10 protein-coding genes are annotated in these 14,147 nt (G+C 39.8%); 3 read left to right on the forward strand and 7 right to left on the reverse strand.

Annotated elements, in window-relative coordinates; all coding sequences use genetic code 11:
* Positions 1-47: 47 nt before the first annotated feature.
* The 3 genes from ACJJVX_RS12610 to ACJJVX_RS12620 form a co-directional block, all read right to left on the reverse strand.
* Positions 48-1,247: a serine hydrolase domain-containing protein gene (locus tag ACJJVX_RS12610; RefSeq protein ID WP_405631719.1), complete on the reverse strand. Its 1,200-nt coding sequence runs from the start codon at positions 1,245-1,247 to the stop codon at positions 48-50.
* Positions 1,248-1,421: 174 nt separating this feature from the next.
* Positions 1,422-4,583 carry an efflux RND transporter permease subunit gene (locus tag ACJJVX_RS12615; RefSeq protein WP_054206240.1) on the reverse strand — a complete coding sequence of 1,054 codons (3,162 nt, stop codon included), beginning with the start codon at positions 4,581-4,583 and terminating at the stop codon, positions 1,422-1,424.
* Positions 4,584-4,586: 3 nt separating this feature from the next.
* Positions 4,587-5,759, reverse strand: a complete 1,173-nt coding sequence (locus ACJJVX_RS12620) for an efflux RND transporter periplasmic adaptor subunit (protein ID WP_054206241.1) — start codon at positions 5,757-5,759, stop codon at positions 4,587-4,589.
* Positions 5,760-5,885: 126 nt separating this feature from the next.
* On the opposite strand from ACJJVX_RS12620, the gene ACJJVX_RS12625 reads away from it, so the two are divergent.
* The gene (locus ACJJVX_RS12625; protein WP_054206242.1) at positions 5,886-6,149 is read left to right on the forward strand and encodes a YkgJ family cysteine cluster protein; all 264 of its coding nucleotides are present in this window, start codon (positions 5,886-5,888) and stop codon (positions 6,147-6,149) included.
* Positions 6,150-6,537: 388 nt separating this feature from the next.
* On the opposite strand, the gene ACJJVX_RS12630 is transcribed toward ACJJVX_RS12625, so the two are convergent.
* Together ACJJVX_RS12630 and ACJJVX_RS12635 are read right to left on the reverse strand one after the other, a co-directional pair.
* Positions 6,538-8,391 (reverse strand): TonB-dependent siderophore receptor, encoded by a 1,854-nt coding sequence (locus ACJJVX_RS12630; RefSeq protein WP_054206243.1) that lies wholly within the window; start codon positions 8,389-8,391, stop codon positions 6,538-6,540.
* A 523-nt stretch (positions 8,392-8,914) separates the two neighbouring features.
* Positions 8,915-9,319, reverse strand: a complete 405-nt coding sequence (locus ACJJVX_RS12635) for a hypothetical protein (protein WP_405631904.1) — start codon at positions 9,317-9,319, stop codon at positions 8,915-8,917.
* Positions 9,320-9,719: 400 nt separating this feature from the next.
* Between ACJJVX_RS12635 and ACJJVX_RS12640 the strand changes: the two genes are divergently transcribed.
* Complete coding sequence (locus tag ACJJVX_RS12640; protein WP_054206245.1) at positions 9,720-10,181, forward strand: biopolymer transporter ExbD; 462 nt, start codon at positions 9,720-9,722, stop codon at positions 10,179-10,181.
* 566 nt (positions 10,182-10,747) lie between these two features.
* Here the strand turns inward: ACJJVX_RS12640 and ACJJVX_RS12645 are convergent.
* Both ACJJVX_RS12645 and ACJJVX_RS12650 read right to left on the reverse strand, forming a co-directional pair.
* Positions 10,748-11,920, reverse strand: a complete 1,173-nt coding sequence (locus tag ACJJVX_RS12645; RefSeq protein WP_054206246.1) for a GGDEF domain-containing protein — start codon at positions 11,918-11,920, stop codon at positions 10,748-10,750.
* A 137-nt stretch (positions 11,921-12,057) separates the two neighbouring features.
* Complete coding sequence (locus ACJJVX_RS12650) at positions 12,058-12,951, reverse strand: TIGR01777 family oxidoreductase (RefSeq protein ID WP_054206247.1); 894 nt, start codon at positions 12,949-12,951, stop codon at positions 12,058-12,060.
* Positions 12,952-13,081: 130 nt separating this feature from the next.
* On the opposite strand from ACJJVX_RS12650, the gene ACJJVX_RS12655 reads away from it, so the two are divergent.
* A complete protein-coding gene (locus tag ACJJVX_RS12655; protein ID WP_054206248.1) occupies positions 13,082-14,122 on the forward strand; it encodes an AI-2E family transporter in 1,041 nt (346 codons plus the stop codon).
* The last annotated feature ends 25 nt before the right edge of the window (positions 14,123-14,147 follow it).

Below are 14,147 nucleotides of genomic sequence, written 5' to 3' on the forward strand. Positions count from 1 at the left end.
ACAACCAGTTCGCGTAAATATCAAAGAGCCAGAGATAGCTTCTCAGTTTAGAGCTCGTACATAAGTATGCATTTATTTCTTTGTGTTAAAAGTTTTTGTTGTTGACAAGAGGGAGTCCACATAAGTTGGCTATCAACATTTTCTGTGGCGATTTTATAGGGTTTGTCATAATAAATATTTAATAATCCTTCGGCCATCGGAGTTAATGGCGCTCCGCCAGTATTATTTAAAATAACCACCAATAATTGCTCCTCAGCAATACGACTAATAAATGCATTAAAACCATTAATCCCCCCTCCGTGTTGGATTTGAGTTAGTGGCTTGCCATACTTTTGCGTCTTTAATTGATTTACTTCCCAACCCAGTGCGTAATTACGTTGTGTTGAGGTGGTGTACATTTGACTTTTTAGCTCATTATTGAGCAGTTTATTTGTGTAAAGTGCTTGATCCCACTTAACTAAATCACGAGCAGTCGAGTACATAGAGCCTGCCGCATAGGGGATCGACATATCCAAATAAGCAGTATTAGTATAACCATCTAAGTTATTGTTGTAGCCACTAGCGCGATATTTGATGATATTACTACTTGAGTCATAACCACTGTCGCTCATACCAAGAGGCGTTAAAATATTTGTTTGCAAAAGTTGTTGATACGTTTTGCCTGATGCTTTTTCAATAATTGCGCCCAATAAAAAGTACCCTGAGTTACTGTAGCGAAATTTACTGCCGGGTTCGAAGAGTAAATCATCACTGCATAGCAGTTTAATGAACTCATCTACGCTATACGGATTACGGCTATAGTTCTGGCGAAAGTTGTTAGCTTGAGTGTAATTAGTAAGCCCAGAGGTGTGGTTAAGTAATTGCCTGACGGTAATTTGCTGCGCGGTGTCTGGTCGGTAATCGGGTAAATAAGTGGCGATGGGTTTGTCTAGCTCTATTTTACCATCTTGTACTAGTTGTAAAGTCAGCATTGCGGTGAATTGCTTAGTGATTGAGCCAATACGAAATTTTGTATTGGGTGTATGTTTAATATCCCATTCAAAATTGGCATAACCATAGCTTTTTTCAAAAATCACTTTGCCTTGTTTTGCCACTAAAATATTGCCGTTAAACTGTTTTAAGTCATGGTATTTTTGGATAAAAGAATCCATTTTTTGCTGTTGATTATTGGCGTTTGTAGCACCAGAGAATAATGCGAGGGATACTATTAAAAAAGAGTAAAGTAACACGAGTTGTTTTGATAGCATGTGCGTCCTTATTTGTTTTTAGTTCGTTTTATCGTCTATTTGTAGCGTGGATTGTGTGCTAAGTAAATAATTATAATGTTGATTTTATGTACTAAATTCACGGTTGTTGTGATTATTAATATAAAAAAGCCCGCACTGTAAACAGTGCGGGCTAGTTGGTTGGGATGTTAAATTTTATGTATTGGTTGGCGTTACTGCAACAGGTTGACCATCGACTAGCGCTTCTTTACCACGCCATTTACGAATAACTCGTTTGGCATCTTCTAGCGCCACGTATTGGCATGGGATCAGTATTAAAGTGATAACCGTGGCAAACAGTACGCCAAACGCAAGTGACACTGCCATCGGAATAACAATCTTCGCTTGTAGACTGGTTTCCATAATGATGGGCATTACACCAATAAATGTAGTGATAGAGGTGAGTAGTATTGCTCTAAAGCGTCGTGCGCCTGCTTGAGTTACGGCATCTTTAATTGCAACGCCATCAGCGCGCGCTTTATTTACAAAATCAACCATAACCAGCGAGTCATTTACCACCACACCGGCCACCGCGATAATACCGAAAATTGACAAACCACTCATCGTCATACCCAGTACCATGTGGCCAAACATGGCACCTATGACACCAAACGGTATCACCGACATAATAATTAATGGCTGCGAGTATGATCGTAGCGGAATTGCTAAAAGTGCAAAAATAATCATCATTGATAAAGCAAAATCACGTACTTGCTCTGCAACGCTGTCCATCTCTTCTTGAATACGTCCAGCAACACTGCTCTGTACACCGGGGTAACTTTTTAATAATGAAGGTAAATATTCATCGCGAATTTGCTCTGCGATGGCAAACGGTTCAACTTGATCAGTATCAACAGATGCCCACACATTAATGGTACGTTTAGAGTTTTCACGGCGAATGCTATTCACACCATCAACTAATTTAACTTCGGCGACTTCAGCCAGCGGTACTTCCGCGCCACTTGGCGTAACAATACGTACACTGTCAATGTCGCTGATTGAGTTACGGGCATCTTCAGGGTAGCGGATCATCACCTTAATCTCTTCGCCATCGCGAAGAATGCGCTGTGCTTCAAGGCCGTAGTAGCTAAAGCTTACTTGGGAAGCAACATCAGCAAGGGTTAATCCCATACTGTAAGCAAGTGGTTTTAAATCAAGTTGTACTTCATCTGTTGCACTTTGCATTGAGTCATTTACATCACCCACGCCTTCCAATGTATTAAGTTTTTCTTTCAGTTTTGCGGCAACTTCTTTAAGTTTATCAACGTTTTTACCTTCAAGACGGAAGCTAATATCGCCATCATCTCGGCCCCCATTCATAATGCTATCTTGAATGGTTAATGTTTTAACACCAGACAGAGGTGGCATTTGTTCACGCCAAAGTGCACTTAATGCAAAGGTATCAATAGGGCGTAGGTCTGGCTCAACCAATATCGCCATGATGCTGGCATTAGTACGACCGCGTAAGCTTACTGATAAATCACGAACCATAGCAGTGCCATATTGTTCTTTAAGCTGATTATCAACATTTATAATGACTTGCTCAATTTTACGCGCAGTTTCTAGTGTTGCTTGCTCTGATGATGCTAAGTTCATTTCGACGGAAATACGCGGAAAGTCATGAGGTATTTTAGGGTTAGCAACAAACTTAACGAGGCCACCTGCAAACATACCGCCGCTGACGATTAATACACAGACAAAGCCAATAATAACGGTATAGCGATAATGAATACAGCGACTAATAAACGGTGTGTAATAATTTTCTACAAAGCGTCTTAATCCGCCATCCATTACGTTACGTAAGCGGTGCAGTGGATTTTTAGGGTTTGGTTTACGTGGATTCATTGCGGCAATATGCGCAGGTAAAATAAGTTTTGACTCAATTAACGAGAAAATCAAACATAGAATAATAACGCCACCAATGGCTTTAGAAAACGCAGCACCTGGGCCTGTAGCTAAAGTTTGCGGTAAAAAAGCTGCAATGGTGGTTAATACACCAAAAGTGGCGGGCATAGCAACGCGTTTAACGCCGCGTACAACATTATCAAGACTGTGGCCGTACTTTTCTATTTCGGCACTGGCAGATTCACCTACGACTATCGCGTCATCAACGACAATTCCTAGCACTAATATAAAGGCAAACAGCGATGCTAAGTTAATTGTGACATCTAAAAAGCCCACTGGCATCATCAAAAATGCGCCAAGGAACGACACAGGTAAACCCATCATTACCCAAAAAGCTAAGCGCAGTGGTAAAAATAAGGCGAGTACCACCATAACCAAAATGCCGCCCCATACCATGTTATCGATCATCATATCTAATCGACCTTCAAGGTAGTAAGTTAGATCAACAATAGGGGTTAACTTTACGCCCGCAGGTAATGTATCGGCTTTATCTGCAAGGTATTGCTTGAGGACTTTAGCAATTTTAGTAATGTCTTGATCTTTTGACGCGTTGACTTCAAATGAGAGTGAGTTTTTACCATTGTATTTAGAGTATTGTAAGCCTTCTTCAAAGCCATCGTTGATGGTCGCAACGTCGCCTAAAAAGACTTGTGCGCCATCAGGGAGTAAAATTAGAGGAAGCTTTTCAAATTCATTACCACGGTACGCTTGTTTTTCAACCCGCATTGAAATATAGCCATTCTCAGAGCGTATTTGCCCCGCTGACATATTGGCTGAAAACGCGCGTACAGCCCCTGAAATATCCCTAAAGGTTAGGCCATATTCACGTAGTTTATCTGGACTGACTTCAATGCCTATTTCATAGTCTAAGCCACTGTTAAATTCAACGAGGTTTATTAATGGCAGGGCTTGGAGTTCATCTTTAATATTATTGCCCAGCTCTTTGAGCTGATGGTTCGACATATCGCCATACAGAGCGAGTATCATTACTTCTTGCTCAAACTTATCGTGACGAACAACAGGGCGTTCCATTTCAGCTGGAAAAGTGTTGATTGAGTCAACTTGCATCTTTATTTCATCTAGTACTTCTTGGGTGTCGTATTTTTCTGCGACTTCAATCCATGCTTGAGAAAAACTGCGGTTTGAGTAGGTGATTTTACGTTTTATACCTTCAAGGCCTTCAAGTGCTTCTTCGACCTTGATGGTAATGCCTTCTTCTACTTCTTGTGGCGCTGCACCAGGATACACCGCTTGCACGCTGATCCAGTTATTTTCAAACTGCGGAAACATTTGTTTACGAATAGAAAACGCCGTTAAAATGCCGCCCACGAGAATAAAAATCATTAAGAGGTTGGCCGCAACAGGGTTGCGAGCAAACCAAGCAATTAAGCCCTTTTCGCTATGAATGGTCATTTTTTATTCCTCTTTCAATGCAAGTTGGGTTGCACCAAGAGGCTTGTCAGCATCATTAATTTTTACCAGCATACCTTCACTTGGGTACTCAAGCGCAGAGGTTATTAGTTGTTGACCTTCCGTTAGGCCTTGTGATGCTATCACCATGCCGTTGTATTCTCTAACTATATCAATTGTTTTGAATGATAATGTTAAATCATCGTTGAGTACGACAATTTTGCCGTCCTTTACTAAATGGTGCGGTACAACAATCGCATTGTTTAATTCACGCCCTGAAATAGTCGCATTAATGTAAGAGCCAAAACGCAAAGGTTGCTCACTAGCATATGGGGTTGCAATTTGTGCGACTAAATAGCTCATGCGGCTTTTTTGATCAATCACGCCTTCACTGCGAACTACTTTTGCCTGCCATTGCGTTGGTTTCCCTGCAAAATCAGCACTAAGAGTGACTGTGGCGCCAATACCACCATTAATCAAATATTGCAGTTCTTTGTCTGCAACTGGAAGGCGTATTTCTGCAATGGAAGTTGAGCTTAATTCACCAAATTTATTACCTGGATTGACCACGCTGCCTAAACTAATATCACGCGCTGCAATAATTGCATCATAAGGGGCTTTGATATATGTACGCTCTAAATTACGTTTAGCTCGTTTTTCAGAGGCTTGCGCCGCACGATAGCGGGCTAGTTTTTCTGCTAGTTGTGGCTTACGTAAATACAACTGCGATGGAATTACTTGGCTTGAATTATCTTTGATGCGATCCCACTCAGCTTGTGCTACATGTGCTTGAGCACGTTCAATTTCTAAATCAGCGCTTGCTTGTGCCATGCCAGCCTGTGCTTCAATCAATGCAGCTTCATAATCATTTGGATCAATTCGTGCTAGAATATCGCCCTGTTTGACGAATCCGCCTTGAACAAATTGCTCAGAGACAAATACAACTTGCCCACTTACTTGGGCAACTAGCATGGTGTGATCTTTTGCTTTTACTACACCATAGGATTTTACATCCAAGTTTATTGGGTCAAGGTGGACAGCCGTTGTTGATACTAACGGGCGAGTATCAACTGCTGGTTTTTCTTCTGGTGGTTTCTTCATTGAAGAGAAGCCTGCAGCAAGTGCAATCCCGCCAACCAGTACCGCGATAGGTAGAATAATTTGTTTTTTAGTAGCCACAGGGCTTTCCTCATAATTAGGTGACAGAGTAATTATAGAGAATAAAATATTTTAAAACCGTATGAAGATGTAACAAGTCATTACACAGTTAACAAAGTAGATAAGTAAGGTACAAAAAGGGCAAGTATGAATACATTAACAATGACGTGTCGTTTAGGGTGTGGTGCGTGCTGTATTGCGCCAAGTATCAGCTCGCCAATTCCCGGCATGCCTAATGGTAAAAAGGCCGGAGAACGTTGTATTCAGCTGGATGAAGGCAATTTATGCAAACTATTTGGCGATGAAAGTCGCCCTAAAGTGTGCAGTGATTTTAGTGCTACTTTGGATGTTTGCGGTACCAGTAACGCACATGCTTTAGCGTTGATCACAGAGCTAGAAGAGCTGACCTAACGTAAAATTTATACACACATTTTTTACGCGTCATTGGTTTGAAGAATGTTTATAGGGCGTTTTTGCTTAGGTTATATACCCAAGCCACCTCAAGATGCAGAATTCAGCGTTTCACAGGAGCTTAATATCAAGGCGTTACTTTGCAACAATGGCCATCCTTTTTAAGAAGTAACAACGATGAGAGTAAGTCCCTGTGAAACGCCCAACGGGTTGGTTTTAAAGCGATTTATACTGCGCTAATTTTATAAGGGATTGATTTTAATAATAAAATCACTATTGCTTGCAATCAATACCTTGCCTAAATCGCTTTAAATTCCTACTGAAACAGCATCTTGAGATGGTTTGGGTATAGGAACTAAAGCCTCCTTTGCGAAGGCTTTATATGCTGTTACCAGCTGTAGGTTGCACTGAGTGTATATTGTTCACCACGTCCTGGGGTGCCTGGGATCTCTTCAAATGATTCGCCCCACACGTTATCCGCTGCAAGCGTAATAAAAAAGTTTTCAAATTGATGTGGCGTTATTTTTAAGGTTAGGTGCGTAAATAACGCGTCATCATCACCATTTCTAAGCGTGTTTTCGTGTTGTTTACGCCATTCATTATCAATGCGAAACTCAAGTAAATCGCTTGGGGTCCAAATCGCGCCAAGGGTTAGCCTGTGATCAGGGTAGTTTAATGCGTAAAAACTGGCATCTATGTCTGCAACGCCATAATCTTCTGATTTATTTAAGAAGGTGTAGCTTGCAATAACTTCTGCGGTATCAAAATGTTTAGTGGCAAAAAATTCAACGCCAGATGTATCAATATCAACCGGGTTTGCAAAGCGGGCTGATGTTGAATTTAAACTGTAGGTCCAATCGGTTAAATTTTCATCTTGGCGATAAAAGAGGGCAGAGTTAAACACCCAATTTTGCTGCTCAAAAAGTAAGCCTAGTTCTAGGTTTTTAGTTACTTCACGTTCAAGCGAATAGTTACTTCTAAATAAGCCTCCAGAGTCACTACCGCCAATGGCAGTATAACCAGCCACTTGGCTTGCTTGTGCGTACGATAAATAAAGTGCTCGTTCAGTACCATCTTGGGTTACTGTATTCCAAGTAACATCACCAATGAGTGAAATGTCAGAATCGTCTCTATTTGTATCGTCAAAAGTGGCACCAAGGCGCATAGTAATGCTTTGATTAGTTTCAAGTGTTACTTTATATTCAGGTAAAATACTGACCTTATAGTAACTGCGCGACGTAAAGTTATTTTCTAAAGTCGTTGATTCAATCGAATCTTCAATATACTGCGCAGAGTAATTGAGCGCGAATGAATCATTGCGAGCATGACGACCTGAGAGCGCCAGTGATTTTACTTCGCTCTCATGAAACGCCTCAAACATAGATGGGTTTTCACGTGAAAAAACATAATGGTCGTTATGTTTACGATAATATGCAGATATTTCAAACTCACTGTCGGCTGCGTATTCTTGCTGATGGTTTAGCATCACTAAGCGGGTTTCAAGATCTTCGGTTTCATTTACATTAAATGGCGTATACATATTTGGCCAGCCAAAAAACTTTTCTTGATAGCCAAAGAACAGGTCGGTTTGTGATTGAGGGCCGGTTAATTGTACACGTGTTGATGCGCGGCTAAAGTCATGATCGCCATTATCAATTGAGCCATCGCTTTGAGAGTGAGAAAACTCACCTTCAACTCCCACACGCCACTCATTAACTCCCTCTAGCGGTAGGCTAACAGCGCCATGTAAGCTTTGTCGATTAAAATCATTATTACCAGCACCAAGCGATACACTACCTCCTGTGTTAATTGGCTTCCAACCAAAAGAGACCGTTCCGACTGAACTATTGACACCATAAAGTGCGTTATCTACCCCTGTTATGACTTTAGGGCTCGTTAACATCTGTGGCGCAATAGGAATTTCAGCAAAGTAATGGCCTGACTGTGGATCAAATAAAGTGGCGCTGCCGACTCTAAAACCAGTGTTTTCAAAAATACCGCCGCGAATAGTCACATCTGCTTGCGCTTCAGCCATATTGCGTGATTGTAAATCAACCCGAGGGTCGTATTCTAAGTTAGAAACTGGAGAGTCGAAGGTACCGACAGGTTCTTTGTTCGCTGTTGGTGACGCTTCAATAGTGATTTTTTCTATACTTTTTGTATCGGTCTCGTCTGCTGCGAATGACAACGTTGATATACTACATAATAAGGCTGGTAGAGTGAGGTGTACCGTTCGGATCATCTTAAGTTCTCTTTTTCGCGTAGTCTACAAAGTAGCGCTTAGGGGCTAATATTTAATAACTTTGATTGTGGCGCCATTGTATCTTAATGCGAGAAAATTGCATTTACTTATACTTTATAAACACAACATATTGCTTCAATATTTAGGCGTTTTAATCACTTAGCGAATGGGGTGGTGTGGCTATACATGTAAAAGGATTTTGAACTAGGGGTGTGGGCAATCATCAAAGGCTGAATATAGCTAGGGTGTGTTGACCTTTACTGATTGATTTTGCAGCAGTCTATTTGGTATTTAGGCAAGGCAGCGCCTATGGTGTGTGGTGTTTCTCATAAATAGGCGATAATGCAGTATAAATGTCAAACAGGCGCGCTGTCCAAAGGGTTCTTTCTAGGGGCGTGAGTAGGACGCGGGTTTACTTAGCCCGCTCGATTCCAAACCTCGGTAACCTGATATTTGTTAGAGGCTGCAAAGTCAGTTAAAGTACGTGCCTTGTTATAAACAAGGCTTGCAATTATGTTTAGATTTAGCGTGCGAAAGGGTCTGCATTTATTTTATCAACGTACCAGTTGCCTTTTTTACGTACCATTTTTACACTGCGCATATCATCGACTTTATTCCCATTAAGATAGCCGGTAAAAATGAGGTTAATATTTGCTTTGTCACCATATTGCTCTCTCAAGCTCATATTGGTCATATCAACTTCAATCGTCACTTCATCAAATTGCATGTTAATTAAGTTTCGTGCAAATTGTTTAGCGGTGCCATAGGACTTCATGATCCTAGCCATTTTTGGCGTAGCCATACTACTGGCTTTAGTAAGATCTTTTTCGTTATATAACACATCAAAGAATAATGCGGCGCTATTGCCTGGTGTATTGTTTTCACCTTTTGGTGAATCTTCACTACCACAACCGTTTAAAAGTAACATAAGCGTAATAGTGCAAAGTGTAATAAATGATTTCATTCTGATTTTAGAAACTTATTAGTGATGATTTAGTGTGTGACTAAACAGTGCAGATGTAAAGTTTACTGTAAACATTAATGGCAATAGATATAAAAAGTAATAAAAAAGACTGTGTAAAAAGCATGTCAGATACCGCGCACAGTATTTCAAAGTTTGCACAAACATGTGTTATTCGTTAAAAATGTTATTCACACTGGTGGTTAAGCCGAAGTGTCGCGCAAAGAATTATAGAGCCGTTTATAAAAATACTCAGTGAGTTAGTTACAGCAGGGATACAAAAGTTACCATTAGCGCATTGTTTATAAATAATAAAACTATAAAGTTACCAATAAATGAATGGCTGTATTAGGCAGGAGTATACAGTATGAGAAAAAAACGAAAAAATGGATTAACTACAGGCGTTTTAAATACCCAGCCTTACATGGATTTAGGTTTTGTATTGTTAATTTTTTTTGTTATGTTGTTTTCTTTTCAAAAAGAGACCGCAGTTGAGGTAATTAAAGGCACAATGCTTGATAATTGTGGTAGTTATCGCAACTGGTGCGCGCACAACCCAGCCATTAGAGTCTCATTGAATCGCAGTGGATCGTTGCGATTTTCACATGATAAAACAACATACAATCTCAGTGAAAAAGAAGCTATAAACCAACTGATTTTTGAGATGCTCTCTGAGCTCCCGACTGATCGAGTGTGGTTATTTGTAGCGGATGATGTGCCATTGAGTTTGAGTCTTGAAGCTACTGATATATTCAAAAAGCAAGGGATTACGCATATTGTCTGGGGTAATACCAATCGGCATAAATATTTGAACAATTTAACGAACTAAATCACGCTATAACGTTGTTGAAATTTTTATTTAGAACAACTAGATATAAAGATTTTTGCCTAGGGCGTGTTGACCTTTCGTGATTGATTTTGCAGCAGTCTATTTGGTATTTAGGCAAGGCAGCGCCTATACTGTGTGGTTGTTCCCCATAAATAGGCGATAACGCAGGATAAATGCCAAACATGCGCTGCCCAAAGGGTTCTTCCTAGGGGCGATTAACTCTTTGTTACCTACACGGATGTAGGTAAGGGGCGTGAGCAGGACGCGGAAGCTTTGCTCGGTTTTTACTTATTCTCACATGGATGTGAGCTAGTAGAATAACGCAGGAGCAGTTATCGAGCCCGCTAGGTTACAAACCTCGCGCCGCGATTAAATCGCTCCTAGATTGAACAAATTTCAATCCACAAAGGTCAACACGCCCTAGTTATAGCGCAATTTTCTTGTCATTAAATAGACCCCATATCTACGCAGATTAGTATAATCTATAAAGCGATAGGAAATGCTAATTTTGGAGCCTGATTAAGCATGTAAATCCAGTCTCTAAAAGTGAATCAAGAAAGCTGCATTTACATTGTGTTGTTTACCATTTGGCCTGCTTGATGGTCGCAAATAACAACTTGATCTCTGCCTTTAGCTTTTGCAATATATAAACGCTTGTCAGCTTGATCTAACAGTGTCTTAATAGATGCATTCGCATCATAACTGCTACTGATCCCTACACTTACTGATAAATCAATAGAGTTACCTTTAAAGTGTAAGCTATGTTCCCTTATGGCATCACACAAGCGCTGTGCAGTTTCTTTAGCTTGATATAACGATTGATCTGGGAGCAATAAGGCAAACTCTTCACCACCAATACGCGCAGCAATATCGTGGTCATTCAGCTGTGCCATAATATGTTGAGCAATCCATTTTATTGCGGTATCACCCGTGCTGTGACCATATCTATCATTCACTCTTTTAAAATGATCTATATCGATCATAACAACAGCAAAAGATTGTTGATGTGCAACACCTTGTTTTAGCAGTGCTTGTCCTTGCATAAAAAAACCACGACGATTTAACAAGCACGTTAACGTGTCGTGATTGACAAGGCGTTGAAGTTTTTCTTCAATATTTACAAATAATAAAAATGGTAATACTAGGGCTGTAGCAGTTGCCAAAATAATGTGGTTGATCAAAATAGTTTGTAGAGGTTGATGAAAATCAAGCACTGTATTTGTTATATGCGGGGCTGCTAGCATCATGCTTTGTATGTACATAATAATACTGTGGCTAATAAAACACGCTGAGAGTATTTTTTGCTGTATAGGAGCGGCGCATTTCATTTTATGTACTAAATAAGCTGCGTACATAAAGAGCGTTGCAATAATAATGCTAGTGACCATTTGCCCAGCGGTAACCGCGTAAATAGGGAGTAATATAATAGCACTTACAAAAATTAAGGTTAAAAAATGACGGCTAGTACGGCTATGAGTATGAGTCACTTTTTGTAAACCAATAATCGCCAATACAGGGCTAATTATTATACACAAATCAGCAAGGTAGTGGGTAATAAATGTATTGTCTAAAACAATACGTAAACAAGCAAAAATTTGTGCAACAACAAACACAGCACAAGAAGCCCCTAAATATAAGTAACACCGTTGTTTTTTATAATTATAAACGGTAATAAAAAAGCCGCCGATGAGTATATTCAACAGCAGCGATATGCTAATTACAGTAGGTAAATGAAGCATTAATAATTTGCTCAGCTCGATTGACCGATTTAAGTCAATAATTACAATTGTGATGCAAGTATTATTTATTAGCGTTTAAATAGCAAGGTAGTATTAAATTATTGTTTTTTGATTCCTCATCTTATGGTTATTTATTATCATCCCAATAGGTTTTCTAATGCTAGGTCCAATGTAGGGTAACTAAAATTATAGTGGCTATTAAGTGCTTTTTTCGGTTGTACATATTGACCGTAAAGTAATAAATCAGCCATTTCACCCATTGCTAATTTTAGTATCCATGCAGGCATTGGAATTTTAGCGGGGCGGTTCAATGCTTTCCCTAAATGTTGACTAAACTCGGCATTTGATACTGGCGCTGGTGCGGTCATATTAATTGCACCACTGAGTTGTGAATGCGTGAGCATGTGGATAATTAGATTAATCATATCCTCAATATGTATCCATGACATACCTTGGCGACCACTGCCAATAGGTCCACCTAAACCCAGTTTAAAGGGGGGCAGCATTTTTGCTAAAGCACCGTTATTATTTGCTAAGACGATACCGGTACGTAGTAAGCATACGCGGGTATCAGTTGACTGAGCACTCAGTGCTGCTTGTTCCCAATCATTGCATAGGTGGTGGCTAAATTCAGGTGTTACATCAACAAACTGCTCGTCAATGTGGGTGCTGGATTGCCTGCCATAAAACCCTATAGCACTGCCTGATATAAACGTATGCGGTGGTGTATGGCATTGCTTTATCGCATTACTAATTTGTTGGGTCAGTGTAATACGACTATTACGCAGAATACACTTTTGTTTATCACTCCAACGTTTATTTACAATGGGTTCACCCGCCAAGTTAATAACACAATCTAGGTCGTTAAAATCAACGCTAGTGAGGGCATCAATGTAATGAATGTTTGGTCCAAGTTGTTGCGTTGCTTTACTTATATTGCGAGTAAGTACTGTTAGCTTATGGTCCTTGTTCAATGCGGAGCATAAATAGCCGCCGATTAAGCCAGTCGCGCCAGTGATCAATATGTGCATAAGAGGTTTCTTTTTAGTAGCAATATTAATGTTATACGAAAGATAGACGGCTTTGATCACTTTGCAAATATTTCATTTGATTAACTTTTCACATACACTAACCGCAGTTTTTATTTTCAAGGATTATAGTTTGGCTGGATTAACTGGAGTAAACAAAAGTTTAGTTATTTTCGCGGCATTAGTAATTGGTTTAGCAGGTATAAAAGCAGCAAGTGTTATTGTTATCCCGTTTGTATTAGCTGGATTTATTGCCATTATTTGTAATCCTTTATTAAGTTTTTTTGGTCGCTATAAAATACCTAAAGGTATTGCCATTATGCTTGTCATGCTAATGGTAGTGGGTGTCGGTGTAAGTCTTGGTGGCCTAGTTGGTCAATCACTCACTGATTTTTCACAAGATTTACCACAATATAAAGCACAACTTAAAGAAGAGTTTATTTGGCTGGTGGATGTCGCTGCGAGCTATAACATATTAATTAATAAAGAACAGCTCATATCGATGTTTGATCCCGGAAAAATGATTGATGTTGCCACAGGTATGTTAACTGGGCTTGGTGGAGTGATGGCAAACCTGTTCTTAATTATTTTGACCGTAGTATTTATGTTATTTGAAGGGCCAATGTTAAGCCATAAAATTCATATGGCGTTAGATGATCCTGATATGAAGATGAAGCAGATAGACCGCTTCTTAAATTCAATTAACTCATATTTAGCGATTAAAACGGTGGTGAGTCTTGGTACGGGTTTACTGGCAGCATTATTATTGTGGACTTTGAACGTTGACTACTTTGTGTTGTGGGGGGTAATCGCCTTCATGTTTAATTATATCCCTAATATCGGTTCTATTATTGCTGCTATTCCTGCGGTTCTCCTTGCATTAATAACCCAAGGCCCTTTAATCGCTGGTTTTGTTGGGGCGGGTTACTTAACAATTAATACAGTTATGGGTAATATTGTTGAGCCAAAATACATGGGTAAGGGGCTTGGTTTATCTACATTGGTCGTATTTTTGTCATTGATTTTTTGGGGCTGGCTATTAGGTACGGTTGGCATGTTACTGTCTGTACCATTAACAATGATAGTGAAAATCGCACTCGAGACCAGTGAAGAAGGCCGATGGCTAGCAACTTTATTAGGAAATGGTGAAGAACTAGAAGGGTCAAAAGAATAGCTTTGACTAAAATTGTAACCAACAC

It is taken from the genome of Pseudoalteromonas sp. Ld20 (assembly GCF_045064175.1).
Lineage (GTDB): Bacteria > Pseudomonadota > Gammaproteobacteria > Enterobacterales > Alteromonadaceae > Pseudoalteromonas > Pseudoalteromonas neustonica.